Source organism: Zobellia russellii, from assembly GCF_018728565.1.
Lineage (GTDB): Bacteria > Bacteroidota > Bacteroidia > Flavobacteriales > Flavobacteriaceae > Zobellia > Zobellia russellii.
Genome location: NZ_JACSOI010000006.1, coordinates 116636 through 135353 on the forward strand (window position 1 = coordinate 116636; position 18718 = coordinate 135353).

Sequence of the window (18718 nt, forward strand, 5' to 3'; positions counted from 1 at the left end):
ATGCGACACATACGAATGACCTAACCATAAACTATTATTAGTGACATTTATAGGAATTATAGCTTTCAACTACAACTACTTTTTGGCAAGCAGTAAATTTGCCCGATAATCTTTCGGTGAAACGGCGTACTGCTTTCTAAACGTAGTCGCAAAGTATTGGCTACTCGAAAAACCACAGTCATAACTTATTTCCCCAACCCCCTTATCTTCATCATCGAGCAGCATTTTTGCAGCCGCTTCAAGCCTTATTTTAATGAGATAATTAATAGGGGTCAAATTTGAAAGCTGTTTACAATACTTTGTCAGACTAGTTATACCCATACCGCAATGTCCAGCCATTTCATCCAAGGTCCAATGTCTCTCAAAATCTGTCTGAAGGTGGTCTAAGAATATTTCTACCGTTCGAAGGTTAACGATCAAGGATTCATCCAATTCCACTTGGCCCTTTCTGAACAGATCGAGCATTTGCAACAACAACTGGTTTATCAGTATGGTAAGCTTTGAATGTGGAATCTGACCTTCAGTCTTTGATTCTTCTATACATTTTCCGATTTCAGTGAAGCAAACATTTAGAACCTCACTTGTTTTCCAGACGGGCATTTCATTTTGCCTAAGAATTTTGGTCAACTCCGACAGGTCTTTTTTAGAGAGCACTATCCAATCTGGCCAAATCCAGTCTTGGTGAGGCTGCCGAACATCTACATCTATGATCATCCAATACAGTTTACCAACCGTAATATTTGGGTTCCCCACTCGGTGGAGTTGCCAAGGCCTTGTCACCGTTAGGTTTCCGGGCCTCAATTTGAATGTTTCATTCCCCAACGAAAAATCGAGTCCCCCCGACGATAGAAAGGTAAACTCAATACCCTCATTTCTATGCCAACCCAAACCCCAATCTTGATTCTTTTTAGCATCCCAATAGCCCAAGCTATATATACCGGGCAAAACCTCATCGGGAAGCTTGAGACCGGGGTAATTGCTCCGGCGAAGTCCTTTGACCTCAAGATCTCCCGAATCAGCAGCGGAAATCAACGACTCACATCGGTCAGCCGAATAAATTTCATAAAAGTTCTTGTTGGGTTGATTATTCATTTTTACATGCCTTCTATTCCTTTTGTTGTGCATACAATGCATCTAGCTTATTAAGGTAATCAAAACTTTTCTTAACAGCATCCTCTCCTGCAATTTCTAGGGTGGTGTATCCATCAAAACCGATTTTCATCAATTCTTCATAAATACTTTCAATACCGACAATGCCGTCGCCCAGTGCGATTAAAGACATTCCACACCCGAACATTTTCCCTCTTTGCCCTTGAAATTCAGCTGGCAGATCCTTCCAATGTATGTGTTCTATTTTGGATCCCAATTTTTGTATCATCTCTACGGGACTCCCTCCCCCTAGCCAAAGATTTCCGGTATCTAGGTTAAGCCCCAAGGCTTCCGAATCGCACTCGTGCAAAATCTTCTCCATATGCGCAACGGAATCGGTATACTTCCCATGGGGCTCCAATAGTATTTTTACCCCATAGTCTTTGGCCATTTGCAAGGGCTCGTTAAGCTTTTCCTTTATAGAAAAAATGGCTTCGGCATCGGTCAAGTTGTGACCGAATGTGGTGTGGGCATCCCCTTCCGTCGTAATCACATGCTTCACCCCAATAGCGGCCGCCATACGGATCGCTTTTATGATTTGCGAAGTACCATACCTCCACGGTGCGCTCGGATCCAAAAGATTGGCATGGGCACAAACACTTGTAATCTTGACTCCCCGAGACTCAAAAAGACGTTTGATATCAAAGGCATTGGCATCTAAACTAGCAACGGCATTAAATCCGAAATGGGACCCTAGGCACGCACCATCGGCATTATCAGTTACATCGGCATATTCAAAACCCCAATCTTTTATCTGATCCACCTGTTTGTCTAACGTTTGAAATGGATTTATAAGGGCAAAACACCCTACTTTAATGGCCATACTATTTGCTTTTTATTTAAAAATATCCGTTTTATTATTTACTTAAATTGATGTAGGATTTGTAATGCTTGCTAATTTTAAGCTTACTTGACTTATCACCGTGAATCAGAATCCGATATTGGAGTCGCATGCTGTCTCCCGGATAAATGGTCATAGGACCGTGAAACAATGGAGAAGCATTAAAAAAAGCGAATTCACCGTCTTTATAGATATACCACGGCACCTCTTCATTTCCATTTTTCGGATGATTGAATATGGCCAAACCCGACAAGCCGTTGGATTGCGCGAAGTTCCCCGATAAATCCATCCACTTGTCTTTCATACCATGGCCTACAAGTTTATTTTTGGTCTTCCAATCGCTAGCCGTACTAAAAGTATGATCGTGCATGTCGCGTGCAGCTCGATACGAAAGTCCCCCATAGCCCCCATATTGGGGACCACCATATTTTTTAGGAGGGGTTCGGTCAAAGGTAACCGTGTCTTTTTGACCCGACCATTCTCCGGACCAGTCGATGTAGTAAATTCCATGCTTATCAGGGGCAGAAATCTTTAAGGTCCTTTTTTCCAAAAGCATCGGGCTCCCCTCTGTTTTTGCATAGGAAATGTCAAATTTAACAATGGCCGAGAAGTCTTCGTTTAGTGTTTTCGAAATCTTTCCTACCCTAGCCCTACCCTCTGAAAGACCGGTATTTCGATCCTCTTCCCAAAAATTCACACCGTTGATATACTTCCACGAAAACCATAAACCGTAATGCCAGGGATGGTCTTCAGGGTGCAACCACACCAGGTTTTGTCCTTCTACAGTTTTCAATGGGGCAAAATAGGGCTTACCCTTTAACTCATTATAGTTGAGTTTCCACAGTATTTTTGAATTATGTAAAAGTGCCAGCGATGTATCGGATTCCTGCCAACTGTAGATAATCACTTTTGTTTTCGTACTTTTCACCGGCGACGGCTTAGGACCGAAATCACATTTCAATGCGACTATCATCCCCAAAAACAAAACCGAAACCAACGAAACCAAAGCTTTCATACTAATACTTCATTTTTAGACTATTCAAATACCCCAATAAGTTTTCGACTTCGTTTTCACTCAAGCCCGACAGCAACCCAGTGGGCATAAGAGAACTTCCGACCAATTCTTGAGATTGGATCTCGTCCCTATTTATTCTTAAGACTTGGTTCCCCACGACCATAAGTGAAATTTCCTTTTCATTTACGGTGATCATCCTACCATTCAAAACACTTCCATCATTTTTAATCACAGTGTAGGTATCGAAACCCGTCTTAATATTCCTTTCCGGTTCATTAATTGATTCCAACAACTGTTCTTTTGACAAGAGCTTTCCGATCCCCATTAAATCAGGACCCAATAAATTATCACTACCATCAACGGTATGACAGGTCACACATGCCCTTTCGGTAAAAATTCGTTGTCCCTCCTTTATATTCCCAACAAGCGCCAAAGAATCGTTCTGTGTAGTATCGGGCTGAACCCAGGGTGCCACGATCAACTTATAGATTTCCCCAATGGGATTTTTGTTCGGGGTATGCATTCTATCCTCAATCCCAAATTGTGCGACGTACAAATTCCCATCCTTTCCGAATTCAACATCAGAAACTTTTGGCATTTTATCGACGACACTAAATTCTTGTACATCATAACCCCCAGAATTATTTAATGTCAACCTTACTCGAGAAACCCCGCCTTCTTCCCATTGCCCATCAGGGCCATAAAGAGCGATAAACAAATCTCCCGCCGTACCACCAAAATCATTATCTTCTTTATTAAAGGTAATTCCAGTGGGCGCAAAACCTGTTTTGATCTTTAGTATTGGCTCGGTAATAGGAGGGTGATTGGGGAATTTCGGTAAATTATTACCGTAAAAACTATCTTTCTTCGCCCAATTCAACTCTTCGTATTTGTTCTCATTCCCCCTGTTGTCGGAAAAAAACAAATGCCCATTGGTATTGAACTCCATACCATAGGCGAACCGCAATCCGGAAGCGAACCTCTCATAAGACTTACCATCAGGAGCAATTTTCAAAATAGAACCCCTCAGGCCTTCCGGGTCTTTCGCCGGCTTACTATTCCAAGAATCGGTACATAAAATTGCATATATATATCCTTCTGGACCAACTTCAAGACCAAAGGTCCAATCAAATGGATGCAAGGTATAAGGGAAATCTGAAAAGAAGGTATTACTTGTATTGGCTACCCCATCCCCATCCGTATCTTCGTATACCCGTATTTCTTGGGTTGTGCCTACATAAAGCTTGTTTTCCTTAAATATCATGGATGTGGGATATCGCAACCCATCATCCTTTACATCACAAAACAATTTTGCCTCATCTTCCAAGCCATCACCATCGGTATCTTGAAGCGAATAGATTTCACCCGTGTAATTAGCGGCATACATAACACCATCGGGACCAATAGCTACATTAGTGGGGTTCCACAAGGGAACACCCTTGTCTATCGGCAACTTGACGGCAGCATAATGCCCAAAAACCTTTACGGAGGTATCCGTATGTTTCTTCACCAGCTCCTCCCATTCCTTGGCTTTAGCTTCAGCCATACCATCGGGTTTGTTCTTTATTTCGCCACAGGAACCAAATAACAATATCGAGCCTAGACTTAAAAAAGTTAGTCTCTTTAGATTAAAATCCATTCTTTACGTATCAATATTTACAGTGTAATGTAAAAACTTTAACCTACACATATGTTCAATAAATAGCGTCACGATATATTGCACATTTATGTTCTTCCTTAGACAATTATAAAATATCATCGAAAAAAGGCTGTCAATATATCTTATTCCGCTCTTGGACTAGGCCAACGCTATTTTCTATATCATTTAGTAGAAAAATAAAATCAATAACCTGGATTTTGAGTCAAATTCGGATTCGCATCCAATTCAACCTGTGGTATTGGAAAAAGTTTTCTGATAGGATCGTTCTCCAATTTAAACTGCCACGGATCGTTCCATTTTCCAAACCGAATCAAGTCTGTCCTTCTATGGGCTTCGAAAAGAAATTCCTTGCCCAATTCTTCCAACAACAGATCTAAATCTAGACTTACCAACGGCTCCTCTGGCTCGAAAGCCCTTGCCCTCACCGCGTTAATATCGGTAAGTGCATTCGTCTCATTACCCGTTCTTAGATATGCTTCGGCGCGCATGGTGTAAGCTTCGGTGAAACGAATTATAATAAAATCATTGCCAGCTGCCCCCCCAGATATGTTAGGATCTTCGGACCATTTTAGTAGGCGTGCACCATCAAAGAAACCTGTTCTATTGATGTCAGTTAAATCACGGTTATGTACCACGGGCTCAACCTCACCCGTAATTATATTTCCTGTTGTCACAACGTTACCACTATCATCTTTCAAAGTATCTACCACGATTACATCAAACCTTGCATCGTCTTCTAGATAAGAATTTACCAAATCGGCAGTTACAACAAAGCCACCCCAAGGATTTGTATTCTTAAAGGAAGGATGAACGTTCAAAGACAAATTATTGATATTATTTCCCGCCCCTCCGACATTGGAATAACGGGTCACAAAGACTGCCTCAGGGTTATCCAATTCATATGCCGGGTTAAAAATATCAAGATAGTTATCCATTAACGAATAAACACCTGAATTGATTACCTCTGTAGTAAGAGCCACTACCTTTTGCAAATCCGCATCGGAAAAACTACCTGTTTCAAAATAGATGTTCGCATTTAAATACATCCTTGCAAGAAGCATTTGGGCCGCCCCCTTTGTTGCACGCCCAAAATTTTCGCCAATCTGTTGAGTTGGGAGAAGCGGAATAACCTCATTCAATTCATCAACAACGAACTGGGCCACTTGTTTTCTATTCGAAGCCCCCTCATTTGACGGCAACTCATCTGTATTGGTCAATGGTTGGGTAACAATAGGAACATTACCATACAGGTCGACCAAATTTGCATAGAAAAAGGCTCTTAGAAAACGCGTTTCGGCAATTAATTGTTCTTTTGAATCAAAAACCGCATCAGAATTATCTAAATTGTAAAGAAAGGAGTTGGCTCGGGCAATCGCGGAAAACAAACTTTTATACGTTGAGGTAATACTACTATGCTGAGGGGTCCAATTGTGTTCTGCCAAGCGCAACCACAGGCCCCCATCTTCCCAACCCCATCCCGGTCTTGCCGGCACTACGATTTCATCAGAGGTAACCTCTGAAATACCACGAATATTTCGCTCATTGTAAAATCCCCTTAAAGATGCATACACCGGTACTAGGCCCGTAACAGCCTCACTTTCATTTCTAAAAAAGGTTTCCGGCGTTACAACTCCAAAGGTATCCTCGTCAAGATCAGTACACGATATTGGCAGAAAAAACATAGAAAGCACAAGTACTCCTGTTATTTTCATTATTCTTCTTGCTGAATTGTTCATAATATTTAGCTGTATTTAGTTTAATCAATTGTAGTTGCCTTCTTAACCTTCTATAGCGTGAACTGAAGACCAATATTAATGGTTCTAGCCAATGGATATCCATTAGTATCTACCCCAATGGTAGGGAGCCCTGCCGGAGTTTCTCCCCCTAAGTTCGAAACATTTACTTCTGGATTGAAACCTGAATAATTTGTTATGATAAATGCATTTTGAACCGTTACATAAAGTCTTCCTGCTTTTAACCATTGAATATTATCAGCTGAAAGTTTATAGCCTAAGGTAAGGTTTGACATTTTCAAGAAATCACCACTTTCGATTATACCGCTATGAAACACCCTTGGTTCACCGAGCGCCGGGTATTGAGCACCTGTATTTTCCGGAGTCCAATAATCCGCATAGTCCCTAAAAGTATTCGTTGCCCCTACCGTTCGCAACTCCAAACGCTGCACATATAGCATATCTATTCCTAATCGGGCTTGCATAAAGAATGAGAAATCCCAGTTTTTATATTTAAAGGAATTATTGAGCCCCAAGATCAAGTCAGGCTGGGCACTCCCTATTATTTCTCGATCTTCACCATCGGTATCACCGTCTCCATCAACATCCTTAAACTGTTCTTTACCTGTAGCGGGGTCGACTCCCGTAAACACCCTTCCGTAGAAAGATCCAAGTTCCTCGCCCACCCTAAGTATCTGTGTTGTAGTACCACTTAAACCAGCGCCGGAAATTCCACCACTAATTACATCCGCATTATTGTTCGCCAATCGTAATATCTCGTTTTTGTTATGCGACAAATTAAAGTCCGTTGACCACGTAAACTCCTCACGATTGATATTTAAACTACTCAAAGAAAACTCAATACCCTGATTTCTAACCTCCCCAATGTTCACTAATCGAGTAGAGGCGACCGAGGGTGAAGGCAAGGCCGCTTCCAACAAAAGGCCATCCGTATCTTTTCTATACATATCTATACTTCCTGAAATCCTACCATCAAAAAAACCAAAATCGAGGCCTAGATTAGTAGAAGTAGTTTCTTCCCAAGTTAAACTTTCATTACCAACATTGTTTTGGGCAATACCAGTTAAAAAGACACTGCCTATTTCAGCATTAAAACTGTTTCCTGCGGGACCAAAAGTATTTAACGATCGGTTTGAAGGAATTTCTTGACTCCCCGTAACTCCCCATCCTAATCGTAATTTTAAATCGCTAACCACCTCGCTGTCGGTTAAGAAACCTTCCTCTGAAATTCTCCAAGCAGCGGAAATAGACGGGAAATTTCCCCATTTATTGTTTTCACTAAAACGGGTGGAACCATCCTTTCTATAGGTTGCTGTAAATAGAAATTTATCATTATAGCTATAGTTGGCCCTAAATATCCCTGAAATCAAACGGTTTTTTGTCCATGTTGAAAAGGGAGGGTTTGCACTAAACCCTCCGGATTCCCCTAGTCCCAAGTTATAAAAGGAAATAGCATCTGTTGGAAACCCAGTTCCTGTAGCCCCGAAAGCTTCAAAAATGAAATCTTGATAGGAATATCCCAAAAGGGCATTCAGTCGATGATTCTCGCCAAATTGCTTATCATACTTAAAAAACACCTCGCCAAGAATACTAGACCTGGTTCTTTGCCTGATATCGGCCCTTCCACCTGTTCGCTCTCCCGTTCGCGTAGTTGTTGGGTTATATGAGGTTCTTTTTCCTATATTTCTATCACCGCCGAACCTACCTTCCAATTCCAATGATTCCGTTAGCGACAAGCTAACCACCAAATTACCTAACACCCTAGATGCCTGAGTATTATCAGCAATACCCAATACTGCTACCGGATTATCCGTAGTCAATAAAGAACTCGGAAAAAATGTTCCATCCGGATTAAAAACTGGATCAGATGGAGGTGCCTTTAATGCATTATTTATTACACCTCCATCTCCTGAAGTTCCTGCAGAACCTGCAGCCAAGTTTGCAAGATCGGAATATGAACCTAACAGATTAATCGAAATCTTTAGTTTATCATTCAAACTTTTATGGTTCAATTTTATTCTACTCGTGAGTCTTTCAATTCCCGAATTTTTCACAATACCCTCTTGATCAAAATAACCCACCGACGCACTATATGACGAACTCTCACTACCTCCTGAAACAGAAAGCGTGTGACTATGCGAAATGGCACTTCTTGTTACCTCATCAAACCAATCAGTTCTAGCAGCGGTATTCGGATCAATCGTACCAGGCGTAATCTTATTCGTTTCTTCAATAAATTCTTCCGGACTGAATATATCTAAAGTGTTTATCGCTTGTGAAACTCCGGTAAACCCCTCATAATTCACTTGCATTCTTCCCGCAGAACCCTTCTTTGTAGTTATTATAACTACGCCATTAGCTCCTCGAGAACCGTAAATTGCGGTGGCAGACGCATCCTTTAAGATATCGATAGACTCAATATCAGCCGGATTTATCATACTCAACGGATTTGAAGCTGAAGTTCGTGTGGTAGACAGTGAACTACCCGGGTCAATTGCGCCATTATCAATTGGAAAACCATCGATTACATACAATGGCTCATTGCTGGCCGTGATTGAAGTCCCCCCTCTAATCCTGACATTGGCACCAGCACCGGGGGCACTTGAAACATTGGAAATATTCACCCCGGCGACCCTACCTCTTAACAGCTCTTCGGGCCCCACTACCGAGCCTTGATTAAAATCTTCCGCTTTTAACGATCCGACAGCACCGGTAACGTCTTTTTTTCTTTGTGTACCGTACCCAATAACTACAACATCTTCCAATTGAGTAACATCAGATTCTAGCCGCACATCAATATTCGACCTATTGTTCACCTCAATTTCAATGGTCTGAAATCCTAAATATGAAAAAATAAGCGTAGAAGAAGCATCGGCGGTAATTTCATAATCCCCATCAAAATTAGTGGTTGTTCCACTTGTTCCTCCTTTGACTACAATACTAACTCCGGGCAAAACACCTTCATCATCCGCCGATATAACTACACCCTTTACTATTATCTCCTGAGAATAAGCATCTACCCCTATTAGAAAAACAGAAATCAATAACACTATGTTTATTCGTTGCCGGCTAAACCATAAAATCTTTTTCATCAGTATTTAGTTTAATATTAATTTCAGTTTGATTGCAACGCAATATAAACGGAAGAACTAAAAACGATGTTCATTTTCTCATGGTGAAAAATAATATACAGATGAATATTTTTCTTTCAGAGCCTCATTTCATATTTTACGAATGTGAATTAACCACCTAATCAAAATGTAGACAAAGGATTAAACAAAACAGCGGGAAATTTTCAAGAAACCGGTAATTATCCCGGATTAAATTTATAACATCAATTATTGGATTAATACACGAGATTATATAGTAAATTCAGTATAAACAAGTTCCTTTTTAAATCCAACAAAAACGATTTAAGAGTTTATCAACCTTACTAAATGAGCAGGATATTTATACTGTCGAATAATTATATATTTTAAAGGAAGATGATTGTCAATCATGCAATAAATAATTTCCATTTAAACCAAAACCTACAAGTACGATATATCAAACAAATTAAAACAGCAATAAAAATTCATTTGAGTTTTAGATATAAGGCAAATACCTAATATTAGAAATATCAATTAACAATTGATTCAAATCCAATATAATTAGAATTTTCTGTACCAAAATGTTGGTACCACCTACTCTTAGGAAAAATAGCTTTTCCTTTAAAAAGCAACCCCTTGAAAACAAAAAAACCAGTTCATTTCTGAACTGGTTTTTGTCGGGGTGGCAGGATTCGAACCTGCGACCTCCGCGTCCCAAACGCGGCGCGATAACCGGGCTACGCTACACCCCGAGTGGTTATCAATATTATTTCAATACTTGAGAAATTTTTCTGCCCTCGCAATTTGCTTTGACAGCTATTGCGGAGAGACAGGGATTCGAACCCTGGGTAAGTGTTTCCACCTACGACGATTTAGCAAACCGCTCCTTTCGGCCACTCAGGCACCTCTCCAGTAATCTCTTCAATGAACTTAATTTTAGTACGTCTCCGTGGCTAAAATTGCGGTTGCAAATGTATGTTTTTGTATTCAAGTTCGCAACTATTTTCTTTATTTTTTTCAATAAGTTTGAAACTATTTCTAGATGGCCTCTAAAATAATTTAAATCGCTTACTTTCTAATATTCATACCCCCTTATCATTCAGGATATTCCACTCGCAGATGGTAGATGTTTATCAATTTTTGCTTAAAAATCTTTTTTATCGCCTCAATCTCCTTAAAGGTAATATTAGCGTTCAAAAACTGTCCGGCACTCATTTGGCCCGCTACAATTTTATCCACAAATTCTTCAATAATTCCCGAAGTAGGGTTCTTTAAACTCTTGGATGCGGCTTCAACCGAATCTGCCATCATAAGTATGGCCGTTTCTTTTGAAAAAGGTATGGGCCCAGGATATCTAAAGTTAGCTTCATCCACATCTTCTTCCAACTCTTGTTGTTTTTTATAAAAATAATAAACCAAAGATGAACCGTGATGCGATCGTATAAAATCTATGACTCGATCCGGTATCTTGTTTTTTCTGGCCAGTTCAATTCCATCAATTACATGGTTGATTATTATTTTACCACTATCCTTTGGCGACAATTCATCATGAGGGTTTACATTGGTAATCTGGTTCTCCGTAAAATAAGTGGGGTGGTTCATTTTCCCAATATCATGATATAGCGCCCCTACTCTGACCAACATAGCATTTGCACCAATTTCGTTTGCTGCAGCTTCCGCTAGGTTCGCTACTTGTAATGAATGATGAAAAGTTCCCGGAGCTTTATTAGAAAGCTCCTTTAACAGCTTAGAATTGGTATCCGATAGTTCCAACAAAGACACATCGGACACCAATCCAAAGACCTTTTCATATACATATATAAGTGGTTGCACAAAAAGGGTTATCATTCCGTTCAAAAAGAAAAGCCCCAACGTAAACCATTGAATATTGTCCAGATTTCCTTCATGTATGATATGAAAAGCTAAATACCCCACAACATATATCAAAGTAATCTGGCCTACGGATATAAAAAGATTGGCTCTTTTATAAAGTTCGGATACCGTGAGTATAGTAACAATTCCCACAATTATCTGTAGAAAGATGTATTCAAAACTGTTGGGAACCACAAAGCCCAAAATAAGTACGGTCAAAACATGAACAAAAAGACCTAATCTAGCATCAAAAAAGGTCTTAAGCACCAGGGGTAAAATGCAAATGGGCACTACAAAAACAAAGGCTTCATCATATTTAACAACCATAGTGGTAACAAATACCATGAACAGAATATTAAAGAAAATAAAGGTAACCTTAGTGCTATTCTCAAAATTCTCTCTCCTATACTTTTTTAGGAAGAGAAAAAGCATCATGAGCACTAGGGCAACCAAAACGGTATAACCGAACAATATAAAATAATAGTTATTGGCCGTCCATAATTCGGACTCATATTCCGTTTTTAGAGAGTTCAGCACATTTAAATTTTCGGACTCTACAACCTCTCCTTTTGCTATAATGAGTTTTCCCTCATCTACCGTTCCCCTGGTATGTGATATGCCTGATAACGCTTCATTCAGCGCTTTTTCAGAGAGATTTTTATCATACGTAATGTTTGGCCTCACAATATCCAAGAACAAGTCTTGATATTCTTGAGCATATATGTCTAAATCTTTCTTCTGAAGAATTTTTTTAAGTACAGTTCTCAAGTCCTTAATCTGAACAAAATTGCTGACCGCAACACGCTCCGCTTGGTTATCATTTACAAGATAGAACTGTTCTTTTACCCCTGGTTTACTGTTTTTTGCCAGAACTCCGTTTTTATACAACTGTTCTAGGATATCCTTCCCCGCTCCATCCAAAGCTTCCAGGGCACTTGGACTAAATCGTTCGCCAGTAAATACCGTAGAAAATTTTTGCTCGTATTCTTGGGCTACTTCTTGTTTAACAGAAGTATCTAGTTTAAAATAATCTATTTGATTGTTAAGAAGCTCGGTCTTTTCCTTAGAAATATCTTCATTACTTTTTTGTATAGAAAAGTCAAAAGGAGCATACAGATTCTCATACTGCCATGGTTTTCCTTTTTGAAACTCGTATTTAAATTTCCCCCCTTGGGGAAAGAATAAAACTATACAAACCACCGATACCAAGTATAGAAAATACTTATATAAAAGCGATTGGTTTTTAAAAAGTCTATCCAAAAAATTGCGCATGGGCCATGTATCTGAGTCAAAAATAGAAAATTATAAACTTCCGAGGGGCTTTTATCAAAACAACGAAATGTATTGCCTATTAATTTCTTAGTTTTGTGATACGAGAAATTCTTGTCTTAATATGAAAAAAGTAGTCATTGTATCTGCCACCAGAACTCCAATAGGTAGTTTTATGGGAGCCTTATCCTCAATTCCAGCTCCTAAACTTGGGGCTTCGGCCATAAAAGCGGCACTCGCTAAAATAAATCTTGAACCCAATCTAGTTGAAGAGGTTTTAATGGGTAACGTTGTTCAAGCAGGAACCGGACAAGCGCCTGCAAGACAAGCTGCAATTTTTGCAGGAATTCCTGATAATGTACCCTGTACTACCATTAATAAAGTCTGCGCTTCCGGGATGAAAGCCGTTATGCAGGCAGCTCAAGCTATTGCCCTAGGCGATATTTCAATTGCAGTGGCCGGAGGAATGGAAAATATGAGCCTTATTCCGCATTATGTTCATATGAGAAACGGTCAAAAATTTGGCCCCACTACTTTGGAAGACGGAATGCAAAAAGACGGTCTGGTAGATGCTTACGACCAACAAGCTATGGGGGTTTGTGCCGATGCATGTGCAACAGAATATAAGTTTTCCCGAGAAGACCAAGATAATTTTGCCGTGCAGTCTTACAAAAGGTCCACAGAAGCATGGAAAGACGGGAAATTCAACAATGAGGTAACGCCAATAGAAGTACCTCAGCGTCGTGGAGAGCCTATAGTTGTTTCCGAAGACGAAGAATTCAAGAATGTGAGAATGGATAAAATTCCCGCACTGCGTCCAGCCTTTTCAAAAGACGGAACGGTTACCGCAGCAAATGCTTCTACTATTAATGATGGAGCTGCTGCACTGGTTTTAATGAGCGAAGAAAAAGCGAAAGAACTAAACTTAAAACCCTTGGCTACTATTCAAAGTTATGCCGATGCCGCTCAAGAACCAAAATGGTTCACTACCGCACCGGCCAAAGCACTTCCAAAGGCTATTGCCAAAGCTGGTATTTCAATAGATGACATAGATTTCTTTGAGTTTAACGAAGCGTTTTCCGTGGTAGGATTGGCTAATATGAAACTATTGGGGTTAACGGATAAAAATGTAAACGTAAATGGTGGTGCCGTATCCCTAGGACATCCGTTAGGTTGTTCTGGGGCGCGTATTCTTATAACGCTGCTGAATGTCTTAGAGCAGAACAATGCAAAAATAGGGGCTGCCGCAATATGTAATGGCGGAGGTGGCGCTTCTGCAATAATTGTAGAACGATAAAGAACACCTTCATTCAACCAAACATATGCAATACGGAATTTGTCCCCTAAGTATAGTTTCCGTTCGTGTAAATGCCGATGAAACATCAGAAATGGTTTCTCAATTGGTATACGGCGAACATTTTAAAGTCTTGGAGCGTAGAAAGGCTTGGAGCCGCATTCGCCTTGCTTTCGATAAATTTGAAGGATGGGTGAACAATCACCAAATGACCCTAATTTCCGAAGAGACATATAAGAGTATAGAGTCTTCTAAAAACGTAAGTTACACTTCAGACCTTATTTCTTTCGTAGAAACGGAAAACTCAGTTCTCTTACCCGTAATTCTGGGATCAACAACAAGTAATTGCCCTATACTTTCCCATACTTTTGACGGTAAATGCAATGGCAATAAAAAAGACAAAAGCCAAATCATACAGACGGCATTACTATACCTGAACGCTCCATACTTGTGGGGCGGAAAAACTCCTTTTGGAATTGACGCCGCAGGGTTCACCCAAATGGTGTATAAAGTTAACGGCTACCGGCTACTTAGAAAAGCGGCCGATCAATCCGGCCAAGGTCATGCATTAAGTTTTATTGAGGAAACCGAAGCTGGGGATTTAGCTTTTTTTGACAACAATGAAGGTGAAATTTACCATGTTGGGATTATCATGGAAAATAACTACATCATTCACGTAGATGGAAAAGTACGGATAGATCGTATTGACCATACCGGAATATTCAATAATGAAACAGGTAGTTACACCCATAAACTTAGGGTAATTAAACAAATTGTTTAGACCCAAAAAAACGGCATAAAAAAAATCCCCTAGGAAAAATTCCAAGGGGATTTTTTGTGTTTATAAACAGGGATTACTCTCCTAAAAGCTTCTTAACTCTTGTAAAGTTCTCCGTGTCACCCATTGCGCCATAGATGTTTTTCAACTGCGTTAAGATACCTTGGTTATCTGGGTTCAACTTTAAAGCATCCTCCAATACAGTAGCTCCTTGAGTGAAAAGGTTATCTTTCTTTTCTTTTAGCTCATCATAACGAGCAATATCTTTTTTAGAATTGCCCAACGAGTTCATCTCATCAATTAGACCGTTACCTTCGTTAACGTAAGTTGTAGAAAGGTTTAACTGAGCATTAGTGTAACCAGGGTTGATTTCCAAAGCTTTCTTGTAAGAAGCTCTCGCATCTTCCAAGTTACCCTGCTCCATGTTAATTACCCCAATGTTGTAATGTAAATCTGGATTATCAGGAGCTACAGAAGCTGCTTCCGCCATTAACTCTTTAAACTTTTCCTTATCACCCATCTTGTAATACAGGTTGGCTTCGTTCAAGATCAGGTTTACATCCTCTGGATCGTTAGCTCTTGCCGCTTTATAAGCTTCCAAAGCTTTATCATCTTGTCCTAATTGAGTATAGATTAAAGCCGTATTCTTAACGATTTCAGCTTTCTTAGACGGAGATCTCTCATCTTTAGGGTCTTTGTAAGTTCCAGACTTTACCATCAAATCTCTTTGAGTTTTGTCCATCTCCTCTTCTTGACCTGTCTCTACATTAGTAGCTTTATAGATAACACCACTACCGTCGTAACCTATTTCTTGAAGTTCGTTATAGTAAGACAACGCCTCTTCATAGTGACCACCGTTTACAGCGCTACTTGCCGCATAGTAAAGGTAAGATGTATCCTTTGGGCTAATCTTGTAGCTGGTATACAACTTCTCCGCAGCTTCTTTAAACTTCTTGTTACCGTTATCTTCTACAGCAGAGTTTACCAAATCAGCACTTAAGGCAGACATGTGTTGTTGAGTTTCATCGGAATATTTTTTCTTTCCGCTTTTTTCTTCTACTTCAATCACTTTTTGAAAAGCATCCGCTGCTTTTTTGAAAGCACTGGCATCACCTTTTTTCGCTAAATCTGCATAGGCTTTACCGCTTACGAAATAGTATTGCGCCTGTAATTTTGCATCAGCTCCTGAAATGGAACCCGAAACAGCTTCAAGTGCGCTACTTGCAGAAGCAGCATCACCAGCTTTCATAGCCTTTTCGGCTGCTTTTATTTCGTTCTTCTGTGCGAATCCTACCATGCAAAAACAAAGGCTCGCAACTATTAAAAATCTACGTTTCATTTTCAATTTAATTAAATATTAGTGTTATAATTATAGTTCAAAATTTATTCTTCTTCTGTTCCTTCGGTATTGTCAATATCAAGAGCCGTGCCATCTTCTTCTGCCTTAACATCTATATCCAATACATCTGCATCCGTAAGATCGTCTTCGTCCTTCATCACCTTAGCTACTGCCGCAATAGAATCGTTACCTTTTAGATTGATAAGACGAACCCCTTGTGTGGCTCTTCCCATAACCCGAAGATCCTCTACACTCATTCTAATAGCGATACCTGATTTATTGATAATCATTAGGTCATCCGAATCCGAAACATTCTTAATGGCAACAAGACCTCCCGTTTTTTCAGTAATAGAAATGGTCTTAACTCCTTTACCTCCTCTATTGGTTATACGGTAATCATCTATATTGGAACGTTTACCATATCCATTTTCAGAAACTACAAGAAGGTTATCTTCCATATCATGAACGGAAACCATGCCAATTACCTCATCATTATCGTCCGCTAGGGTAATACCACGCACACCGGAAGCGTTCCTACCCATAGGGCGTGTCTTACTTTCCTCAAAACGTATAGCCTTACCAGACTTCAAACCTAAGAAAATTTGGCTAGTACCGGTAGTCAATTTTGCTTCTAGCAACTCATCGTCTTCACGAATACCAATAGCATTGATTCCATTTTGTCTTGGACGTGAGTATTGTTCTAAGCTAGTTTTCTTAACCACACCTTTTTTGGTGGCCATAATTACGTAGTGGCTGTTTACGTACTCTTCATCCTTAAGATCTTGGGTACAGATAAACGCTTTAACGTTATCATCCTGCTCAATATTAATTAGGTTTTGGATAGCCCTACCTTTTGATGTTCTACTACCCTCCGGTATTTCATAAACCCGCATCCAGAAACACTTACCTTTCTGAGTGAAGAATAGCATGTACTGGTGGTTGGTCCCCACAAAAAGATACTCCAAGAAATCTTCATTTCTAGTAGATGATGCTTTTTGACCAACACCTCCCCTGTTCTGTGTCTTGTACTCAGAAACCGGGGTTCTTTTAATATATCCAGCGTGCGAAATAGTAATTACTACTTGCTCATCCGGTATCATATCCTCAATACTTAAATCTCCGCCGGCCAAGTTAATTTCGGAACGACGTTCATCTCCGTACTTCTCTTTTACCTCTAACAGCTCTTCCTTAATGATTTCCATTCTACGCTCTTTTCTAGCAAGAATATCTTTAAGATCGGCAATAGTCACAAGAATCTCATCATACTCGGCACGTAGCTTATCCTGCTCCAGACCTGTTAGTTGACGAAGTCTCATTTCCACAATGGCTTTCGCTTGAATCTCCGTTAATTTAAAACGTTCCATCAAGTTCTCCCTTGCCTCATCTGCATTAGAAGATGCCCTAATAATTGCAATTACTTCATCTATATTATCAGATGCAATAATCAACCCTTCCAAAATATGGGCACGGGCTTCCGCTTTCTTAAGTTCAAACTCCGTACGCCTTACCACTACTTCATGGCGATGCTCCACAAAATAATGAATCATTTCCTTTATGTTCAATAACTGCGGACGGCCGTTTACCAACGCAATGTTATTGACACTAAAAGAATTTTGTAGTGCAGTATACTTATATAAGGTATTAAGAACAATGTTAGGAATGGCATCTCGTTTTAAGATATAAACGATACGCATTCCATTTCTATCGGACTCATCCCTAATACTAGAGATACCTTCTATTTTCTTTTCGTTAACAAGATCGGCTGTTTTCTTGATCATGTCCGCCTTGTTCACCTGATACGGAATCTCTGTAACCACAATACATTCCCTACCCTGCACCTCTTCTACAACAGCCTTTGCTCTTATCTTTACCCTACCTCTACCGGTATGGAAAGCCTCTTTAACTCCATCGTATCCATATATAATACCTCCTGTTGGAAAATCAGGGGCTTTGATATGGGTCATGATCTCATCGATCTCTATATCATTGTTCTCAATATAGGCTACGGTTCCGTTTACAACCTCTGTTAAGTTGTGGGGCGGCATATTTGTTGCCATACCAACCGCAATACCGGAAGCTCCGTTTACCAATAAGTTAGGTACACGGGTAGGAAGAACGGTAGGTTCTTTTAAAGAGTCATCAAAGTTTAATTGATGATCTACGGTTTCCTTATCTATATCCGCCAACATGTCATCGGCAATCTTTCTCATTCTTGCCTCGGTATAACGCATTGCCGCAGGACTATCGCCATCTACGGACCCAAAGTTACCTTGGCCATCTACTAACATGTAGCGCAAGCTCCACTCTTGTGCCATACGCACCATAGAGTCATATACGGATGTATCACCATGCGGGTGGTACTTACCTAGAACCTCACCCACGATACGCGCAGATTTTTTATGGGAACTAGTGGATCGCACCCCAAGTTCGTACATCCCGTAAAGCACCCTTCTGTGAACTGGTTTTAAACCATCCCTGACATCAGGTAAAGCACGTGACACAATGACTGACATCGAATAGTCGATGTAAGCAGATTTCATTTCCTCTTCGATGTTAATCGGGATCAATTTTTCTCCTTCTGCCATTTTTAAATCCTAGAATTATTTTAGTTAAAAAACATGCCAATATACACAAAATGATAGCCTTTAAAGCACATAC

General features: G+C 40.0%; 11 protein-coding genes and 2 tRNA genes. 2 read left to right on the plus strand and 11 right to left on the minus strand.

Annotated features, from left to right (window positions below):
* Positions 1-75: 75 nt before the first annotated feature.
* The 9 genes from H9565_RS14900 to H9565_RS14940 form a co-directional block, all read right to left on the minus strand.
* Positions 76-1092, minus strand: coding sequence for an AraC family transcriptional regulator (locus tag H9565_RS14900; protein ID WP_215440808.1), 1017 nt, complete (start codon positions 1090-1092; stop codon positions 76-78).
* 13 nt (positions 1093-1105) lie between these two features.
* Positions 1106-1972 (minus strand): sugar phosphate isomerase/epimerase family protein, encoded by an 867-nt coding sequence (locus H9565_RS14905; protein ID WP_215440809.1) that lies wholly within the window; start codon positions 1970-1972, stop codon positions 1106-1108.
* Between the two features lie 34 nt (positions 1973-2006).
* Positions 2007-2918, minus strand: coding sequence for a DUF6807 domain-containing protein (locus H9565_RS14910; protein ID WP_215440810.1), 912 nt, complete (start codon positions 2916-2918; stop codon positions 2007-2009).
* An 88-nt stretch (positions 2919-3006) separates the two neighbouring features.
* On the minus strand, positions 3007-4551 hold the full coding sequence (locus H9565_RS14915; protein WP_215440811.1) for a DUF7133 domain-containing protein: 1545 nt from the start codon (positions 4549-4551) through the stop codon (positions 3007-3009).
* Between the two features lie 296 nt (positions 4552-4847).
* Positions 4848-6401 (minus strand): RagB/SusD family nutrient uptake outer membrane protein, encoded by a 1554-nt coding sequence (locus tag H9565_RS14920; RefSeq protein ID WP_215440812.1) that lies wholly within the window; start codon positions 6399-6401, stop codon positions 4848-4850.
* A 50-nt stretch (positions 6402-6451) separates the two neighbouring features.
* Positions 6452-9511, minus strand: coding sequence for a SusC/RagA family TonB-linked outer membrane protein (locus H9565_RS14925; protein WP_215440813.1), 3060 nt, complete (start codon positions 9509-9511; stop codon positions 6452-6454).
* Positions 9512-10185: 674 nt separating this feature from the next.
* Positions 10186-10260 (minus strand) — tRNA-Pro (locus tag H9565_RS14930).
* A gap of 70 nt (positions 10261-10330) precedes the next feature.
* A tRNA-Ser gene (locus H9565_RS14935) sits at positions 10331-10419 on the minus strand.
* 184 nt (positions 10420-10603) lie between these two features.
* Positions 10604-12652: an HD family phosphohydrolase gene (locus H9565_RS14940; protein ID WP_215440815.1), complete on the minus strand. Its 2049-nt coding sequence runs from the start codon at positions 12650-12652 to the stop codon at positions 10604-10606.
* 121 nt (positions 12653-12773) lie between these two features.
* Between H9565_RS14940 and H9565_RS14945 the strand changes: the two genes are divergently transcribed.
* Both H9565_RS14945 and H9565_RS14950 read left to right on the plus strand, forming a co-directional pair.
* On the plus strand, positions 12774-13946 hold the full coding sequence (locus tag H9565_RS14945) for an acetyl-CoA C-acyltransferase (RefSeq protein WP_215440817.1): 1173 nt from the start codon (positions 12774-12776) through the stop codon (positions 13944-13946).
* A 25-nt stretch (positions 13947-13971) separates the two neighbouring features.
* Positions 13972-14724: a C40 family peptidase gene (locus H9565_RS14950; protein WP_215440819.1), complete on the plus strand. Its 753-nt coding sequence runs from the start codon at positions 13972-13974 to the stop codon at positions 14722-14724.
* A 73-nt stretch (positions 14725-14797) separates the two neighbouring features.
* Here H9565_RS14950 and H9565_RS14955 read toward each other — a convergent pair whose 3' ends face one another.
* Positions 14798-16060 (minus strand): tetratricopeptide repeat protein, encoded by a 1263-nt coding sequence (locus tag H9565_RS14955; protein ID WP_215440821.1) that lies wholly within the window; start codon positions 16058-16060, stop codon positions 14798-14800.
* 44 nt (positions 16061-16104) lie between these two features.
* Positions 16105-18645: a DNA gyrase subunit A gene (gyrA, locus tag H9565_RS14960; protein ID WP_215440823.1), complete on the minus strand. Its 2541-nt coding sequence runs from the start codon at positions 18643-18645 to the stop codon at positions 16105-16107.
* Positions 18646-18718 lie beyond the last annotated feature (73 nt).